Origin of the sequence: Clostridium felsineum DSM 794, from assembly GCF_002006355.2 — a bacterium.
GTDB lineage: Bacteria > Bacillota > Clostridia > Clostridiales > Clostridiaceae > Clostridium_S > Clostridium_S felsineum.
Genome location: NZ_CP096980.1, coordinates 1,730,845 through 1,749,097, shown reverse-complemented (window position 1 = coordinate 1,749,097; position 18,253 = coordinate 1,730,845). Strand labels below are relative to the sequence as shown.

Here is an 18,253-nt window from a genome sequence, read left to right as displayed (position 1 = left end):
TTAATGAACGAAAACTTAAAAGAAAAAATACTCGAACTAAAACGCCAAAAAAATGCTATTATTCTAGCTCACTATTATCAAAGACCTGAAGTTCAAGAAATAGCTGATTTCATTGGTGATTCATATAATTTAAGCAAAATCGCTAAAGAAAATAATGCTGATACAATAGTTTTCTGTGGTGTAAAATTTATGGCAGAAAGCGCCAAAGTGTTATCTCCCCAAAAAAAGGTTTTGCTACCTCAACCTAAAGCAGGTTGTCCAATGGCTGATATGGCTGATGCAGAAGGCCTTGCTGCTTTAAAAGCTAAACACCCAAACGCAAAAGTAGTATGCTATATAAACTCTTCAGTTGAAGTAAAAGCTTTATCCGATACTTGCTGTACCTCCTCTAATGCAGCAAAAATAGTAAAAAGACTTGAAGGTGATGAAATAATATTTCTTCCAGATAAAAACTTAGGTTCCTATGTTCAAGAAATGGTTCCAGAGAAAAACATAATTTTATGGAATGGTTTCTGTAAGGTTCATAACATGATAATTCCTACTGATATAGAAGAGATTAAAAGCAAGTATGGCGATATGAAAATTTTAGCCCATCCTGAATGTTGGAAACCGGTTAGAGATATGGCAGACTTTATAGGTAGTACAGGTGCAATGATAGATTATGCAGAAAAAGATACAACCTCAGACAAATATTTAGTTGTAACTGAAACTGGAATAATGTATAAAATGCAGGAAAGAGTACCTAATAAAACCTTCTATCCTTTAAATAATATGGTTTGTGTAAATATGAAAGCAACCCACTTAGAAGATGTTTATAACAGCCTATTAAATTCTACTTTTGAAATAAATATAGAAGAAGATTTAAGACTAAAGGCGCTTTCTTCCCTGGAAAACATGTTAATACTTGGAAGGTGATTTATTTATGGATATATTAACTGACGTATTAGTTATAGGCACAGGGGTAGCAGGTTTATATTCTGCTTTATCTTTAAGCGAAGATATAAAGGTAACAATGCTCTCAAAATCAACAGTTTCTGAGTGTAATACCTATCTCGCTCAAGGTGGAATATCTACTGCTTTAAATAAAAAAGACGAGCCACTATTTGTTGAAGATACTTTAAGGGCTGGTCAGTATAAAAATCTTAAAGAATCTGTTGAAATACTTGCTTCTGAATCCAAAGAAAATATAGCTAATTTAATAAACTTAGGAATGAAGCTTGATAAAAATAAAGATGGCAGTCTAAATTACACAAGAGAAGGTGCACATAGTGTAAATAGAATTGTTCACAGCACTGATGAAACCGGTAAAATGGTTTTTGAGACGCTTTTTAATGAAGCAAAAAAAAGATCAAACATAGATATTATTGAAAATATAGAAGTATTTGATCTAATTTCAAAGGATAATACCTGTTTTGGTGCTCTAGCACTAAAAGATAATACTATTTATACTTTTCACTCAAAGGCTACTATTTTAGCTTCAGGTGGAATAGGCGGCATATTTAGAAACTCTACTAATCAAAGAACTCTTACTGCTGATGGAATTGCCATAGCTTTAAGAAATAATATAGAAGTTCGTGACTTAAATTACATTCAATTTCATCCTACTGCCTTGTATGATGAAAACTCTGATGAAAAAAAATTCTTAATTTCTGAATCCGTGCGTGGAGAAGGCGGTAAACTTTTAAGTGTAGAAAATGAGCGATTTATAGATGAACTTCTTCCTAGAGATGTGGTTGCAAATGCAATTTATAAAGAAGAAGAAAAAGATAACAGTAATTATGTATATCTTGATTTAACCTTTATGGATTCAAATTTTGTAATAAAAAGATTTCCTGGCATTTATAATGAATGTCTTAATCGTGGACTTGATATAACTAAAAATAAAATTCCTGTTACACCTGTACAGCATTATTTTATGGGTGGTATAAAGGTTGACTTTAATAGCTTAACCTCAATGAAGAATTTATACGCTTGCGGGGAAGTTAGCAGCACAGGAGTACATGGTGCTAATAGACTTGCTAGTAATTCTCTTCTTGAAGGATTAGTTTTTTCCAAAAGAGCTGCTAAAAATATAAATAATACAATTCCCTTTACCGAAAATAAAAACATAAAACAAAATTTAACCTTAGCTGATGCTTTAGGTACTATAGAACATAATAGAACTACTGTAATAAAAAAATTCAAATCCATTTTGGGGGAAAAGAAAAATGAATTGGTCAATATTTGATGATTTTATAAAAAGAGAATTAATAGACGATGGCGCTTACAACGATATAACTACCAATTCAATAATATCAGACACGTCAAAAAGCACTGCAGATATTATTGCAAAAGAAGATGGAATTATAGCAGGAACCTTAATATTTAAAAGGGTTTTTGAAGTTTTTAAAGGTGCAGAAGCTAATTTTAAAGTTTGTGAGGGTTCAAAAATAAAAAAAGGAGAGATTATAGGAACTGTTTCTGGCTCAACTCACTCAATCTTATCTGGAGAAAGAACAGCACTTAACTTACTTCAAATGTTAAGTGGTATTGCCACGACTACCTATAATTTAAACAAACGTTTGGAAGGCACAGGCGTAAAATTATTGGATACAAGAAAAACTACTCCTGGTATGAGACTTTTAGAAAAATATGCTGTTAAAATTGGAGGAGGTTGCAACCATAGATTTGGACTTTCCGATGGTATTCTAATAAAAGATAATCATATAGATGCAGCTGGAGGAATAACAAATGCCGTAAAGCTTGCTAAGAAAAATTCCTCTTTTGTAAGAAAAATAGAAGTTGAAACTGAAACTCTAGAACAAGTCAAGGAAGCTCTTAATGTACATGCTGATATAATTATGCTTGATAATATGGATGTAGAAACTATTAAAAAGGCCGTAGCACTTATAAATAAAAAAGCTTTAATTGAAGTTTCGGGAAATATCACTTTTGAAAACATACATGAAAAGGCTGCATGCGGAGTTGATTATATTTCTTCCGGTATGCTTACACATTCCTTTAATGTTCTCGACATAAGTATGAAAAATTTAAGAAATGAATAAGTATAAAAAACGTGCTCATAAAATATGAAGAGCATGTGAAGAAAAGTCTGTAAATAAAAATAATAAGGCTTTCTATGGTAAAATAAAATCATAGGAGGCCTTTTATTATGGCAAGAAAAAAAGATATTTATAAGGTAAAACCAATGAATGAAGGAAAAAGAAATATTATATCAGCTCTTATAGACGAGTATGATATTCAGTCAGCTGAGGATATTCAGGAAGCTTTAAAAGATCTATTAGGTGGAACTATTCAATCTATGCTTGAAGGTGAAATGGACGAGCATTTAGGCTATGAACCATATGAACGAGCCGAAACTACAAACTCAAGAAATGGGAAAAAACAAAAAAGAATTCGAAGCAAATATGGTGAGATGAATATAGATGTACCACAGGATAGAGAAAGTTCTTTTGAACCTAAAATAGTACAAAAACACCAGAAAGATATTTCTGGTATAGAAGAAAAAATTATTTCTATGTATGCTAAAGGATTAAGTACCAGACAAATTTCAGAACAAATTGAAGATATATATGGGTTTGAAGTTAGTGAAGGAATGGTTTCAAATATAACCAATAAACTTCTTCCTGAAATAGAAGCATGGCAACATAGACCTTTATCTACAGTATATCCAATTGTTTTCATTGATGCAGTTCATTTTTCCGTAAGGGAAAATAACGTTATACGTAAGCTTGCAGCTTACATTATTCTTGGTATAAATAATGAAGGCAGAAAGGAAGTACTTTCTATAAATATTGGAGAAAATGAAAGCAGTAAATATTGGCTTAGTGCTCTCAATGAATTAAAAAATAGGGGTGTTCAAGATATCCTTATCCTTTGTGCAGACGGTCTTACAGGGATAAAGGAATCTATATCAGTAGCTTTTCCAAATACTGAATATCAACGTTGTATAGTTCATCAAGTAAGAAATACATTAAAGTATGTTGCTGATAAAGATAAAAAAGAATTTGCAAAAGATTTAAAAACTATATATCATGCACCTTCTGAGGAAATTGCATATAAGCAATTAGAAGAAATCACTGAAAAATGGGAAAAACATTATCCTAACTCAATGAAAAGCTGGAAATCAAATTGGGATGCTATTAGCCCTATTTTTAAGTTCTCTGCTGATGTAAGAAAAGTTATTTATACTACAAATGCAATCGAAAGTCTCAACAGCACATACCGTAGATTAAATAGACAAAGAACTGTATTTCCAAGCGATACATCACTTTTAAAAGCTTTATACCTTGCTACTTTTGAAGCTACAAAAAAATGGCGTTTGCCACTAAGAAATTGGGGTAAAGTGTACGGTGAATTATCCATTATGTATGAAGGACGACTTACTGAATAAAAAGCTTAATATGCCAAAAACGCCTGTTTTTAAAGGCGTTCTTGACATACATATTTTTAGAATGTATATTTAAAACAAGATAGAAAGTCACTTTTGACAATCTTGTCTTTTAAAACTTACCATAGAAAGTTATTTTACAGAAAGAATTTTACACTCTCAATATGAACACGTTTTTCTACTTGAGTAAGCCATAAAATTTTCTTATACTATAAATATATAATACTTTTCTTTAAAAACTATTTCCTTTTTATTTATGTATCTTTCAATATCTATTGAAAATTTCTCTAGATGCATTTTTTTGTCAAATTTATTTTCTGCTCTTAATTTCTCTTTTATAGCCTGCTCTTCCTCTTTCACATTTAGCCTTGTTAAAAACGGAGGTAGCCAACTTTTCTTATTGAACTTGAGATATTCAAACTTAACAACTTCCTCTAATACATTATTTTCTTTTTTAAGTATTTCTTTATTAAAATCCAAGAAAACTTTATAGTACTCACTTGCTGATATACTTCTACTAAAGTATCCTTTTTTATAAAAATACTCTGAAAGACTATAATAAAAATCAAAAGGCGTATCAAAATCACCTATCATAAATTCTACTATCTCATTAAATTTACCAGTGTTATGATATTTATCTACCACCGAATCCACTCTTTTTAACTTACTTATTTCTTCAAAACTTATATCCTTCGTTTTAAGTATCTCATATGGGTGATATGGAGAATAAGACATCCCCCATTTTTCTGCTTCTTCTCGCATAGAAGATCCTTTTAAAAGCTTTAAAAATCCTATTTGGAGTTTCTCGGGTCCTATTGAATAAACATCATTAAAAGAGTTTCTAAAGGATTCAAAATTCTCTCCTGGAAGTCCTACTATTAAATCCAAGTGCTGATTTATATTTTTTCCTTCTTCTATTCTCATTACAATTTCTTTTATATCTTTAAATTCTATGTATCTATTAACATTTCTTAATACTTCATTATTAGTAGATTGAACTCCTACTTCAAACTGAAATCTTCCTTTAGGAGCCTTCTTTAAAAGTTCAATTTCTTCCTCTGTTACAATATCTGCTGTTATCTCAAAATGAAATACCGTTTCCGTATCAAGACTCATCAAATACTCCCAAATCTCTATAGCGAACTTAGCATCGGCATTAAAGGTTCTATCTACAAATTTAACTATTTTGACTTTTTTATCTGAAAGAAACTTTAATTCTCTTTTCACTCTGTCTGGCTCTAAAAAACGGACTCCCCTTATAGTTGAAGAAAGACAATACTTGCAATTGAATGGACATCCACGTGACGCTTCATAATAAATTATTTTATTAGATAAATCTTCATTTTCATTATAAGGGAATACTAATGAATTCATATCAATAGCTTCTCTTTTTCCACCATATACTATTTCATTCTTGTCATTTTTGCTGTAAATCCCTTTTACCTTCAAGTCCTTTCTGTCAAATCCGTTTTCAAGCTTCCACTTTAAAAATTCCTTGAAGCTTTCCTCTCCCTCTCCTTCTATTAAAAAGTCGCCTTCACTATTTAATAAAACTTCTTCGCAGTTAAAAGATACTTCAGGTCCTCCATAAAATATCTGTATACTTTCATCAACTCTTTTTATTAAAGTGCTTAACTTATCTACATACTCTCCATTCCATATGTAACAGGAAAAGCCTATCATATCGGGCTTTTCCTCCATTATCTCCTCGAATACCCTCTCTATTCTATCATTAATAGAAAATTCCCTTATCTTAATTTCTAAGTCCAATTCCTTTGCGTAGGCTTTTAAATATCTCACCGCTAAATTGCTGTGTATAAACTGAGAATTTATTGCTGTAAGAAGTACTTTTTTCATTGAAATTACCTTCCTTTTTCTGTGCTTTTATGTAATACAGGTCATCTGAACATTTTACATCTATAATTTTAAAATAAGGAGACATCATATTGCAAATTTTTTTACAAGAATTATTGGAAAGTATATTAAAATTATTTATTTCTATATCTCTTATTTTCATTCCCGGTAAAACTATTCTTATGCTTCTCCTAAAAGTTTTAAACATACTTTTATCTATATCCCATAAATAAAGTATAGCATCATCCTTCAAGAAATCGTGCATGTCCCTAAAAAACTTTTTCTTATCTCTATCCATTATTAGGTCTTTAAGCATAAAAAAAGCTACACAGCTATCATAAGAATTTTTATTTATACAATTTTTTTCTTCTTTTCCTGAAATATAACTCACATCTATATCTGTCTTATTTGTTTTCTTACAAAGTTCATATACTATTCCATAGTTCTCACTACCAACATCCAAAACATTACCACGTAAAACCTCATTTTCTAAATTTATAAATAATCTTTCCATAAATAATACCTCCCTATATTGATATATAACAAAGATATTATTTAAAACTTTAAAATAGTACACAATTATAAAAAATATAGTGTTTTAATAATACTGATATCATTAAAACACTATATCTTAAATATTTACATTACCATTTTTGAACTACTATCTTTTTCACATATAGCTTTATATTTATCGTAGTAATCCATCATAAGTCCTGATGTACTCATTTGTGCTTGACATATAATATAATTTGATATTGAATTATACCTATTTTCTTTATCTTTTATAGTAAAGCACCTATTGTAAATTTTATTTGCAACTATAGCATTTTTTTTCACATAGTCTCTTATACTTTCACTTCTAAGTATTTCATCCGCTTTGATAAATCTATATCCCGTAAGAAATTTCTGTATAATCCACATTTCAAAATTTCTATGACTATTTAAGAGCCTGTTATTAACATGTTGCGGAACGGTTGAATCCTGAATTATATGACAAGCTGCACCAAAATAAAATAATGATTTTTTCTTGTCTCCAGCTTTCAAATAATTTATAGACATATTATAGTACTTCTGACCCTCATCAATTAAATTAGAAAAACCATATAGTCCTCTTCCTTTTTCAAAATCGAAAAAATGATTTGTTGACTTAAAATCTTGATCTGCCCAAACAGTTCCTTCGTTTATAAATTCAATATTATTGCTAAAAAATTTGTATTCATTTTCATTTCCTCTACCCTTTAATATTTCTATAGCTAAAGAATTTATATATTTATGAATAATACATGTGGTTTTTATGACTTTCTTTTTAACTGGATTTATAACGAAAAATATTCCCCTGATAGTTCTACCATAAGTACTCTCAAATTTCTTTTTCATATTTTCCCCCTAGTTCTTCTTAAAACCTAATATAAATATCATTAAAGATGATATACCCATTACACCTATAAGAGAATATACAATCTTCTTATCGACTAAAATTTTATCACTCTTATTTCCTTTATATATTTGTAGCAAACATCCCTCCTTTGAATCTAAAACATACATTCCATCATCAAAAATGTGTACTGATTTAATAAAAGACTTATTTGTGAAATTTATAAATTTATCTTTTACACTTCCATGCAATTTAACTATAGAATTATCATTTTTATCATATACAAAAATACAATTTTTTATCCCTAAAAATCCATTTTTATCTATTGCAAGTGAACTAAGACTTCCCACCTTATCATACTGGTAAAGTGGTGCTGGAGGATTTATACTTGGAACCTTATCTAAAATTCTTCTATTTCTATTTTTAAATTTAGGTGAATCAACTGGATCTCCTCCACTATAGTCTGGCCATCCATACCATTTATCTTTATCTATTTCATATATATAATCACTATCACCTTTTACAGGACGTGCCCCTCTGTCTTCCATTCCTCCAATAGTTGCTACTATTTTTCCACTTTTATCAATATCCATTCCACCAACATTTCTTATACCCCAAGCAAAGGTTTCAACAGCTTTAGTACTAAGATTACAAATAATAACAGAACTATTTCCTGGAAAATGACCTGGAATTATTTGTCCTTTTATATTTGGTGTATCATAAGGAACAAATGCACCTGTCATTTCATCCCCAAAATTTGTTCCTTTAAGTGTTATATTTTTTGGTGTTACATCAAAAGTATACGGATTTTCTTTAATCCATTTATTATCTTTTCCTACAACACCATTATTGGTCGCTGATCCTATTGACGCATATAAATATCCATTTCTTATTGTTATAAATACATCTTTATAGTCCCCAAAATTAGGTATATTATTTATAATTTTCACATTCTTTTTAGTTTTCAAATCATAATAACCTACACTATGATTTGAGGAAAAGTATAACTTATTATTATAATACACCATACTCATTATATTTTCATCATTACTTCTTAGTATACTCTCTGTTTTCCCATCCTTACATATCTCCTGTATTCCATTTTTATAGGCTACATAAAAGTTTTTATCCATATCTTCTGCAAAATCCACTGCACCAGTTATCCCCTTAAATTTTATAATATAATTCACGTTATTTTCTTTACATTTAACAGTATAACCGTTATGTACATATTTAAATACGATAATAATTCCTGCAAATATAAAAATAATAACTATGATAAACTTTAAAAGTTTCTTCACCTTGCCCTCCTAAAATAAAATTCTTCTAGTTTTAAATATATTACAAATCCCAAACTATATTCATACTTACTTTCCCTATAGTGGTATATATTTGATAACTATATACATAAATATTATTTGTGATAATAATTTTAAGGAGAGTGTTCATGAAATTAGAGCGTTTTTACAAAGATACTATTTTACTAACAATATCAAACTTCGCCACAGGAATCTTAAAGTTTATATTTTCAGTAATATTATCAGAAAAATTAGGTGCTGAGGGTGTTGGACTTTATCAACTTATTATGCCTGTTTATGACCTGTTTTGTTGCCTTGTTTGTGGTGGACTAACCGTGGCTATATCAAGAAAAGTTGCTATATTATCTGGGAAAAATGACTACTCCAATGTAAATTCACTTATCAAAATTTCTTCTTTTGTTTGCTTTATTTGGTCATCAATAGTAGCTTTTGGGCTATTTTTTAACTCAAAACTTATTTCAAATTCATTTATAAAGGACATGCGTTCACTATATTCTATCGAGATAATTTGTCCAGCTTTAGTTTTTATTACAATTTCAGCTATTTTAAAGGGATATTTTTATGGCATATCAAAAGCCAAGGTTCCAGCGTACATAGACATATTAGAGAAAGCCTCTAGGGTTGCTGTTGTACTTGCAGTAATAAGTATTCTTATGTTAAAAAGCATTTCTAGTACAGTTACTGCTGTTTACGGTGTTTTAAGTCTTGGAGAGTTTATAAGCCTACTAGCTTTATATGTAGCATTTTTGATTTATAGAAGGAATCTGCATCCTGCTTATTCCCCAAGAGAGAGTTCAGGTCAACTTGTTTTTGATGTTTTTTCGGTTTCACTTCCCCTATGTGTGAATAGCTTTGTATCATCACTACTAGCAGCTGCTTCAACTCTTATACTTCCTGTGAGACTTGTACATGCTGGTTTTTTACATAGTGAAGCTCTTTCTCTTATTGGAAAGTTTTCTGGAATGGCTTTAATTGTAACTTCTTTTCCTGTTGTCATAATTGTTGCAATGTCTACAGTTTTGATTCCTGAAATTTCTCAAAATCTAAATAAAAGGGACTACTATAGTATTGAAAAGAGAGTTACTCAAGTTTTAAAAATTTCCTTCTTCATAGGCACCATTACTATGATAGTATCTCTAAGTATACCAAATCTTTTAGGAAAATTATTCTTTAATAGAAATGACCTTGGTTCTTATATAGCAGCCTCTGCTTTATCAGTACCTGTGGATTATACTTCCTTTGCTACTTTTTCAATATTAAGTGGACTTGGAAAACAAAACAAGCTTCTTATTAATTCTTTAATTGTTTCAATTGAACAACTTATTCTGCTTTATATACTGACGGGTATAAGAACTATAAATATTTATGGATATGCTATAACATTATTTTTAACTTGTTTAACTGCATATATATTAAACATGAAGGAAATAAGAAAATTTTGTTACATACGTTTTTCTTATGTGGATATGTTCATAGATACTTTACTTTGCATTTTAGTATACTTAGTGCTTTCCATCTTAAATAATATATTGCCAAATAGATTTATGCTTCCTAAGGCACTATTTATAATAATATTAGGATTTGGTTTATTTTTCTTTGCAATCAGCAAAATTAAAGACAAACTAAAATAAACTTATACATTTTATCTGTATAAGTTTATTTTTTATTTATTTTCGCATTATAGCCATTATTTTAATTGGTACACGTCTTTTTAAAGCTCCTGGCATAAGTTCCATATCACTTTTGCGTATTCCACCAACAACTATAAGAACAACTGCGTAAACAATAACAGCAGCCACCATAGCACAAATTAATGCCACTAAATTGGCCATATAACTTACCTTAGTAATATACATTATAATAAAATTCAAAGCATAGTATACTCCATATGAAGCTCCTCCCATAAAAATAGAAGCCAAAATAGGTTTTTTCATAAACCTAAACATATGAAACTTTACTCTCATAGATTTTTTCATTAAAAAATAATTTAATAATATGGTTGTACTAAAACCTACAATACTTCCAATTATAGTACCATATACATTTATATTTGGTATAGACACCAAAATATAATTGGTAAATATCTTAACCGCTACTCCTATAAGTGAATATATCGTAACTGTATATAACTTACCTACGCCTTGAAGTATACTCGTCTGAATCTGAAGTAAACACATAAATACTAATACTTCAGCTCCCATAAGCATTATCCTATATCCAGCTACTGAACTTGGATAAATTGCCTTGTAAATTGGATTACTTAAAACAGAAAGTCCAACAGCTGATGGAATTGCTATTATAAAGCACAATCTAAAAGCAAAATTGATTTTACTTGCTACAGTTTTTTTATCTTTTATAGCCATTGCAGCCGATATTGCTGGAAGAATAACTACAGCAAGTTGAGTAAGCACTGTTATTGGAACATTTATAAGTGGTTGATACTGTGCTAAATTTCCAACCAAAGATGTTGCTTTATGATCTTTAAACCCTGCTACTAGTAACCTAGTCTTAGTATTTGAAGTATCAAATAAAGTCCCCAAATTTTGCATTCCAATACAAACTGTTATTGGCAGTGCATAGTTTATAATTTTGTTCAAAATTTGCTTATTTGATTTTCTTCTAACTCCTTCTGGATTTCTTATATGTATTCCCTTTTTTCTGCCTATCTCGTAAGTAACCATAAGATATACTGCTGATGCAAAAGCTCCCAAAGTAGTTCCAACAGTAGCTCCTGCACATGCTTGTGCAACTCCCTCTTTAAGAAATATAGCTGCAAAAGTCAAAGAAAATATTAGATTAAAAATCTGTTCTATAATCTGAGAAACAGCTGTAGGGGTCATATTACTATTACCTTGAAAATATCCTCTATATGTAGATGATATTGAAGTAAATAAAATTGCCGGACTAAGCGCCATAACCGCAAACTTTGCTTGTGGGAAATTCATAAGAGACGCAATAGTTCCTGATGCAAAGTACATAATTAAAGCCATTGAAACTCCTAAAAGTATAAGAATTGTTCTACACATTCTAAAACTTTTAACTGAATCCTTATAATCTCTTGTTGCTACAAACTCAGAGACCAACTTAGAGATGGCTGTAGGTATACCTGCATTAGTTAAAACATAAATAAGTGCATATATCTGATATGCTACATTATATACTCCTAGAGGTTCCGAACCCCCAAGTATCCTTGTAAGAAGTGGAACATATACTAATGATAAAATTTTACTTATCATAGTCCCAACTGAAAGTATTGCAAATCCTTTAGCCATAGATTGTTTCTTCATAAGACTTACTCCTTAAAATTTAAATACATCCCTTTTCACCTTTTTAAATATTGGTGGAAGAGATTGTGCAATAGTCTTATTTTCCATATAACTCAACTTCTCAGGACAATCTTTAAATATAAGCTTATAGGCATATAGAAACTGATAATTAAGTCCAAATTTGTTATCAAAATAACTATTTATATCCTTAATACCATACTTAGGATCTCCTAAAATTGGATTACCCAAATGACTTAAATGTGCCCTTAATTGATGACTTCTACCCGTTAAAAGCTCTATTTCTACAAAAGAAAATGTTCCACAAGTTTCAACACATTTAACTTCCATAGATATTTTTTTTGCTCCCTCAGTAGATTTGTCAAGTATTTCTGACTTATTAGATGTTATGTCCTTCTTTATATAAGCCTCATAAATTCCATCTTTTATTCTTCCCTTTACTAAAGCATAGTAGTACTTCTTTACTTTTCTTTCCCTTACCATCTCATTTAAACATTTTAATGCTTCAAAGTTTTTTCCATATATAACTATTCCAGAGGTATTTCTATCAAGCCTATTGCATGGTGATGGTGTGAAAGTAACCTCTTTTTCTGGTGCATAATCACCTTTGTCATATAAATAAGATAAAACATAATCTGTAAGGGTTGGTGATGTTTTTTCTTTATCTGAATGTACTAAAACTCCTGGCCACTTTTCTACAAGAAGAATGTTATCATCTTCATAAGTAACTTTAAAGTTATTTTCTATTCTTATGAACTTCTTTTTCTTAGCATCAGACTTTATATATTTTATCTCAAGTGTATCACCTTCTACAAGGCTATAATTTTCTTTTTTACACTTTTTTTCATTGATTATAACGTCACCTTTTCTAAATGCTTTATAAATAGCACTTAAGGGTACATCCTTAAGCCACTTTCTTATAAATTTATCAGCTCTCTGTCCTGCTTCGTTTGGTCCTATAACTATTTTCATATTTCCTCCTATAAAACTTTATTTTTCTGACAACCTTTTTAATGTATCTACTGCTGCTCTTACTTGAAGTGCTACTCCTATAGGAAGACTTTCTTCATCCACATCAAATAAACTTCCATGAGCTGGATTCACTATTCCCTTTTCTTCATTTCTAGTACCAAGATAATAAAATACAGCTGGTCTTTCCATTGAAAAATATGCAAAGCTTTCAACACCCATACTTGGATCATCAAGTGTTATTACATTTTCCTCTTTTAAAAGATCTTCTGCTAACTTTTTAAAAGCCTCAAACATACTTTCATCATTATACAAACAAGGGTAGCTTTCTTCTATTAAAACCTTAGCTTCAGTTCTCATAGCTTTTGCAGCACTTTCTACCATTTCCTTTAATCTTTTCTTAGCAAATTCCCTGTCTTCCTTCTTCATAGTTCTTATTATTCCACCTATTTTAGCATCCTCTGGTATTACATTTTGAGCTGTGGTACCACCATGAATATATCCTATAGTTAAAACTGCTGGATTTACAGGGGAGATTTCCCTACTAACAAGTGTTTGAAGCATATTTACTATATTGCAAGCTGCTACAATTGGATCTACCCCTGCATTAGGGTGAGCTCCATGTGCTCCCTTTCCCTTTATCACTATACTAAAAGGATTGGAGGCTGCATTTACAACACCTTTTTTTATTCCTATTTTTCCACAATCTATATCTTCTGAAACATGCAGCCCTATTACTGCATCTACATGGGGATTTTCGAGAACTCCTTCTTCTATCATAATTTGAGCTCCACCTGTAGTTTCTTCTGCTGGTTCAAAAAAGAGCTTTACATTTCCATGAAGCTCTTCTTTCATACCATTTAACACCTTGGCAACCCCCATTAAAATAGTTGTATGTGCATCATGTCCACAAGCATGCATTCTGCCATCTATTTTAGAATGGTAATCTCTATTTTCATGAGTTTCCATAAGTGGAAGTGCATCCATATCCGCTCTTAACCCCACTGTTTTTCCAGTATTTTTCCCTTTTATAATAGCACATATACCAGTTTTTGCAGTTTCATAGTATTCTATTCCTTCACTTTTCAAAAATCCCTTTACTTTTGAGCTAGTTCTTTCAAGTTCAAAACCAAGCTCAGGGTGCTCATGAAAATCCCTTCGTATAGCTACTAATTCATCATATATTTCTCTTGCCTTTTCAATATAATTCATTTTCACTTTCCTTCCTATTCCCATTTTACTTCTATTACATCCTTATCATGCAATTCGTCAAAAAAGCTCACTTTATCACCATTTAAAGTTAACACAAGATTTCCCTTTACCTGTGTTAAATCAAATCTAAAATAATCAAATATATCAACAAATTTGTATTTTTCTTTTCCTGACATATTTATTTTACTACCATTTACAACAACTTCTATATTATTCTCGGGCTCTACTTTCTCAATTTCTTTTGCCGAAACTTCAATATCACTATCTTTTACTTCAATATCACTAGGAAGCTCTTCTTTTTTAGGAGCTGTGTAAATTCTATCTCCCTCTTTTATTTCATAGCTCTCGTAAAGCTTCACATTATTCATATAATACTCTTTATTTAAATCACTATCAACATATTTAATATAATCTAACAATTTAGAAGGATATACTGTCTCTACTTCATCTCCTTCAGATATTTCTGTATCTATTGTTACCTTATTACCGTTTATTATAAATATAGGTTCTAAATTTACAACTTGATCATCAATAAAAAAGCCAAGACTATATAGATTCTTAACATAATCTCGCACCACTGGTGCTGCGTCTATGCCATTTTCTGCATATTTTATTTCTATCTTGTCATTTTCTTTTACTTCTGAATCTATGTTTGCTATATGTCCATTTATTTTCATCTCCGCATTTTTAGCTACAGTTCCAAAAGCCACTCTTTTAACCTTATTCAGAGTAAACCTTATGTTCTTACCGTTTTTACCTATTAAAAGTTTTGGATTCACTCCTGCTTGAACTACAACATCCTTTACTGTATGAATACGTGCATTAAACAAACTTATTACATTATCATTTAAAATTACATCTATAAAATCATTTCCAAATCTTCTTATGGCAATAAGTGCAATTCCTAAAACAGTAACACCTGTACTTCCTAGTGAATTATCTGTGCAAATACAATCTACTACAGCTTCTCTTCCTTTTATAGCAAGTCTCTCTGGCTTCATACCTAACTTTTCTGCCAAAATATCTTTGAGAGTAGGTGTGTGTGCTCCCCCTCCAACTATAAATACAGCATTTGGTGCCTTCTCTCCATTTAAACTAATTATCTTGTTTGCTACTTCTTCAGCTAATTTCTGAACTGTAGGCTGTATTAATTTTATAACCTCTTCACTTTCTATGGTATTTTCAATTCCAAGAACATCAGTATACTTTATTTCAGTATCAACTGTACAGCTTCTTTTTATAACCTCTGCTGTATTAAAATCAACTAAATAATTTTGTGCTATTACTTCAGTTATTTCATCTCCTGCAAAAGGAACCATTCCATATGCACTTATGGTATCCTTTGAACTTATAGCAATATCTGAAGTTCCTGCACCAATATCCACAAGTGCTATATTAAGAAGCCTTAAATTCTTAGGTACTGCTGCTTCCATTGCTGCTATTGGTTCCAAGGTTAAACTTTTTACGTTTAAGTTAACCTTATTCATAACCGCATATAAGCTTTCAACTATTGACCTAGGCAAAAATGTAGCTATTACTTCAACTGCTATTGATTCACCCTTATGAGATAAAAGATTTGAAATAGCATATCCATTTAAGAAATAATTTTTCACACTATAACCTACACAGTAAAGCTTGCCTTCAGTATCTTTGTTTACATTATCTTGAGCCTTTTTTACTGCTGTTAATTCAAGACTTCTTACAATATCCTTATCTATCTCTTTATCTTGGTCTATGCTTATTTCAGATTTTACCGCTGTAGTCCTTAAAAACCTACCAGCAGCAGCTATTGCTACATCTTTAATCTCAATTTTAAGTTCCTCTTCTATTTCATTTTTAATCTTATTTACTGCCTTAGCTACTAAACTTATATCATGAATTTGACCGTCTACCATAGCTCTTTCTTCGTGCTCTGTGTATTTTTCACAAATTACATTAAACTTCTTATCTTTTATTGACCCTACAGTTCCTATAACAGTTCTCGTTCCTATATCAAGTGAAAATATTAAATCATCTATATTAATATTCATTGACGCCAATCCTACCCTTTATTCAAATTTTTAGTTATAGCCAAAAGTAATTTATAAATATTTTATACCTTATTTTACATACTGCTTCATTTAAAATTATATAATAAGGACTAGAATTATTCAATAAACTTTGTTATTACAGTTGATTTTAAATTTAAATTTTCAGTTTGTTTTCAAATCACATAATTTTAACATATTTATATGGTATTTATTCCGTATTTAGTTGATATTATTTATCTATGGACATCATCAAAGAATACATACATTTAAAAGGATTAAAGTACTGTGTCTAATATAACTATTTTAGTCATTATAAATAAAATCCTTAATTAATATTGAAGGGGTGATTAACATGGGTATTATAAAAAATATCTACAGCACTTTTATGGATCACAAAAAATTTAAACATTTAATAAGATTTGGCTGTGTTGGATGTTTAAATACTTTAGTAGATTTCGGAATGTTCTCTATTCTTAACAGCTTATTTGGTCTAAATTATATAATAAGTCAAATAGTTTCATATTCAAGTGGAACTTTAAATAGTTATTTATTTAATAAGTTTTGGACTTTTACTGATACAAGAACAAAGAAAAAAACAACAAGCGAAATCGTTCAATTTATTGTGGTTAATGCCGCTTCACTTGGTGTAAGCCTAATAGGTCTTAGTATACTAATGAATAACAATCATATTAATTCCTTTATTGCCAAAATACTTTCAATGGTACTTGCTCAAGTTGTTAACTTTTTAGGCTATAGATTTTGGGTTTTTGGAAAAATAGATAGATTGAATAAAAAAAATGTAGCATAAGTTTATTTTATATGTTATAACGCCAGGTGGCTTAAATCTCACCTGGTTTTTGTGTGTTATACTGGATTTATTATACTAATTCTATAAGAAAGGACTAAATTTATGAAAATAGCAGTTCTAAGTGATATACATAGTAATCATATTGCTCTTGAAACCTGTATTTCTTATATTCAAAAAAGAAATATAAAAAATTTTTTATTCTTAGGCGATTACGTTAGTGATTGTCCATATCCTTCAAAAACGATGAAACTAATATATGAACTTATAGATAATTATAATTGTTTACTTATTAAAGGCAACAGAGAAGAATATCTTCTTAATCATATGTATAACAATAATACTTGGAAATATTCATCTTCTACAGGTACTCTTCTTTATACTTACGAAAATCTCACTTTAAAAGACTTTAATTTCTTCAAAAGTCTAGCTATACATGGTCAATTCTCTAATCATGGGTATAAAGCATTTAACTATTGTCATGGTTCTCTTACCTCTTCACATGAAAAATTGTTATCAAATACTCTTATTACACAAAAAATATTATCTGAATTAAAAACAGACATGCTGATATGTGGACATACTCATGAGCAGGGTACATATGAATATGCAGGCAAAAAATTAATTAATCCTGGCTCTGTTGGTATACCTTCTCACCATAATGCAAAAGCTCAATTTGCTATTCTTCATGGAAATAAATATGGCTGGGAAGAAGAATATATTAGATTAGACTATGATAAAGCTTCTGTTATAAATGAATTCGAAAAAAGTAAGTTAAATAAAAAAGCAAAGGTATGGTCAAGATTATCTAGGTATAACATACTAACAGGAATAGATTATGGAGAAAACTGCGTTAACCTAGCAAAAAAACTGCATCATAGAAAAGATATTGATTCTGTTTTATCAGATATTCCAGAAAAATGCTGGGAAAAGGCTGCTAATATATTAGGCATACCTGAATAATAAATATTTTTACTTATAAAAGCACAAAATAACTATATTTATTTTTTAGAAA

Annotated in this window: 15 protein-coding genes; 7 read left to right on the top strand and 8 right to left on the bottom strand. The window is 30.0% G+C overall.

Translation table 11 applies throughout. The features are described 5' to 3' along the window. Nucleotides 1-3 precede the first annotated feature (3 nt). The 4 genes from nadA to CLFE_RS08190 all read left to right on the top strand — a co-directional run bounded on the left by nadA (nt 4) and on the right by CLFE_RS08190 (nt 4,393). Nucleotides 4-915 carry a quinolinate synthase NadA gene (gene nadA / locus CLFE_RS08205; protein ID WP_077853409.1) on the top strand — a complete coding sequence of 304 codons (912 nt, stop codon included), beginning with the start codon at nt 4-6 and terminating at the stop codon, nt 913-915. 7 nt (nt 916-922) lie between these two features. Then, the gene (locus CLFE_RS08200; protein WP_077895540.1) at nt 923-2,227 is read left to right on the top strand and encodes an L-aspartate oxidase; all 1,305 of its coding nucleotides are present in this window, start codon (nt 923-925) and stop codon (nt 2,225-2,227) included. Continuing rightward, complete coding sequence (gene nadC / locus CLFE_RS08195; protein WP_077895541.1) at nt 2,208-3,044, top strand: carboxylating nicotinate-nucleotide diphosphorylase; 837 nt, start codon at nt 2,208-2,210, stop codon at nt 3,042-3,044. The genes CLFE_RS08200 and nadC overlap by 20 nt, the downstream gene beginning before the upstream one ends. A 143-nt stretch (nt 3,045-3,187) precedes the next feature. Beyond that, complete coding sequence (locus CLFE_RS08190) at nt 3,188-4,393, top strand: IS256 family transposase (protein ID WP_250944770.1); 1,206 nt, start codon at nt 3,188-3,190, stop codon at nt 4,391-4,393. Between the two features lie 201 nt (nt 4,394-4,594). Here the strand turns inward: CLFE_RS08190 and CLFE_RS08185 are convergent, their stop codons facing one another. The 4 genes from CLFE_RS08185 to CLFE_RS08170 form a co-directional block, all read right to left on the bottom strand. Further along, nucleotides 4,595-6,247, bottom strand: coding sequence for a B12-binding domain-containing radical SAM protein (locus CLFE_RS08185; RefSeq protein ID WP_077894587.1), 1,653 nt, complete (start codon nt 6,245-6,247; stop codon nt 4,595-4,597). After that, entirely contained in the window at nt 6,144-6,758 is a 615-nt protein-coding gene (locus CLFE_RS08180) for a hypothetical protein (RefSeq protein ID WP_077835429.1), read from the bottom strand. Before CLFE_RS08180 ends, CLFE_RS08185 begins: the two co-directional genes overlap by 104 nt. A gap of 125 nt (nt 6,759-6,883) precedes the next feature. Continuing rightward, nucleotides 6,884-7,621: a phospholipase C gene (locus CLFE_RS08175; RefSeq protein WP_077894588.1), complete on the bottom strand. Its 738-nt coding sequence runs from the start codon at nt 7,619-7,621 to the stop codon at nt 6,884-6,886. Between the two features lie 9 nt (nt 7,622-7,630). Then, nucleotides 7,631-8,920 (bottom strand): PQQ-dependent sugar dehydrogenase family protein, encoded by a 1,290-nt coding sequence (locus tag CLFE_RS08170; RefSeq protein WP_077894589.1) that lies wholly within the window; start codon nt 8,918-8,920, stop codon nt 7,631-7,633. 146 nt (nt 8,921-9,066) lie between these two features. Between CLFE_RS08170 and spoVB the strand changes: the two genes are divergently transcribed. Then, complete coding sequence (spoVB, locus tag CLFE_RS08165) at nt 9,067-10,569, top strand: stage V sporulation protein B (protein ID WP_077835426.1); 1,503 nt, start codon at nt 9,067-9,069, stop codon at nt 10,567-10,569. 36 nt (nt 10,570-10,605) lie between these two features. On the opposite strand, the gene CLFE_RS08160 is transcribed toward spoVB, so the two are convergent. Genes CLFE_RS08160 through CLFE_RS08145 form a run of 4 tightly spaced genes read right to left on the bottom strand, consistent with a single transcriptional unit; the run spans nt 10,606 to nt 16,433 of the window. Next, the gene (locus CLFE_RS08160) at nt 10,606-12,225 is read right to left on the bottom strand and encodes a putative polysaccharide biosynthesis protein (RefSeq protein WP_077894590.1); all 1,620 of its coding nucleotides are present in this window, start codon (nt 12,223-12,225) and stop codon (nt 10,606-10,608) included. 12 nt (nt 12,226-12,237) lie between these two features. Then, on the bottom strand, nt 12,238-13,194 hold the full coding sequence (locus tag CLFE_RS08155; protein WP_077894591.1) for an RluA family pseudouridine synthase: 957 nt from the start codon (nt 13,192-13,194) through the stop codon (nt 12,238-12,240). Nucleotides 13,195-13,212: 18 nt separating this feature from the next. Next, on the bottom strand, nt 13,213-14,403 hold the full coding sequence (locus CLFE_RS08150) for a M20 metallopeptidase family protein (protein ID WP_077835438.1): 1,191 nt from the start codon (nt 14,401-14,403) through the stop codon (nt 13,213-13,215). Nucleotides 14,404-14,417: 14 nt separating this feature from the next. Continuing rightward, entirely contained in the window at nt 14,418-16,433 is a 2,016-nt protein-coding gene (locus CLFE_RS08145) for a cell division protein FtsA (RefSeq protein WP_077894592.1), read from the bottom strand. A 352-nt stretch (nt 16,434-16,785) separates the two neighbouring features. Here CLFE_RS08145 and CLFE_RS08140 point away from each other — a divergent pair, with 352 nt between their 5' ends. Both CLFE_RS08140 and CLFE_RS08135 read left to right on the top strand, forming a co-directional pair. Next, entirely contained in the window at nt 16,786-17,241 is a 456-nt protein-coding gene (locus tag CLFE_RS08140) for a GtrA family protein (RefSeq protein ID WP_077894593.1), read from the top strand. 102 nt (nt 17,242-17,343) lie between these two features. Further along, a complete protein-coding gene (locus CLFE_RS08135) occupies nt 17,344-18,201 on the top strand; it encodes a metallophosphoesterase family protein (RefSeq protein ID WP_077894594.1) in 858 nt (285 codons plus the stop codon). Nucleotides 18,202-18,253: the final 52 nt, after the last annotated feature.

Excerpts from the sequence above, each read along its gene's own strand:
- CLFE_RS08190 (WP_250944770.1), top strand. The coding sequence starts at position 3,188 with ATGAATGAAGGAAAAAGAAATATTATATCAGCTCTTATAGACGAGTAT.
- CLFE_RS08180 (WP_077835429.1), bottom strand. The coding sequence starts at position 6,758 with ATGGAAAGATTATTTATAAATTTAGAAAATGAGGTTTTACGTGGTAAT.
- nadC (WP_077895541.1), top strand. The coding sequence starts at position 2,208 with ATGAATTGGTCAATATTTGATGATTTTATAAAAAGAGAATTAATAGAC.
- spoVB (WP_077835426.1), top strand. The coding sequence starts at position 9,067 with ATGAAATTAGAGCGTTTTTACAAAGATACTATTTTACTAACAATATCA.
- CLFE_RS08160 (WP_077894590.1), bottom strand. The coding sequence starts at position 12,225 with ATGAAGAAACAATCTATGGCTAAAGGATTTGCAATACTTTCAGTTGGG.
- nadA (WP_077853409.1), top strand. The coding sequence starts at position 4 with ATGAACGAAAACTTAAAAGAAAAAATACTCGAACTAAAACGCCAAAAA.
- CLFE_RS08135 (WP_077894594.1), top strand. The coding sequence starts at position 17,344 with ATGAAAATAGCAGTTCTAAGTGATATACATAGTAATCATATTGCTCTT.
- CLFE_RS08200 (WP_077895540.1), top strand. The coding sequence starts at position 923 with ATGGATATATTAACTGACGTATTAGTTATAGGCACAGGGGTAGCAGGT.
- CLFE_RS08175 (WP_077894588.1), bottom strand. The coding sequence starts at position 7,621 with ATGAAAAAGAAATTTGAGAGTACTTATGGTAGAACTATCAGGGGAATA.
- CLFE_RS08155 (WP_077894591.1), bottom strand. The coding sequence starts at position 13,194 with ATGAAAATAGTTATAGGACCAAACGAAGCAGGACAGAGAGCTGATAAA.
- CLFE_RS08150 (WP_077835438.1), bottom strand. The coding sequence starts at position 14,403 with ATGAATTATATTGAAAAGGCAAGAGAAATATATGATGAATTAGTAGCT.
- CLFE_RS08140 (WP_077894593.1), top strand. The coding sequence starts at position 16,786 with ATGGGTATTATAAAAAATATCTACAGCACTTTTATGGATCACAAAAAA.
- CLFE_RS08185 (WP_077894587.1), bottom strand. The coding sequence starts at position 6,247 with ATGAAAAAAGTACTTCTTACAGCAATAAATTCTCAGTTTATACACAGC.
- CLFE_RS08145 (WP_077894592.1), bottom strand. The coding sequence starts at position 16,433 with ATGAATATTAATATAGATGATTTAATATTTTCACTTGATATAGGAACG.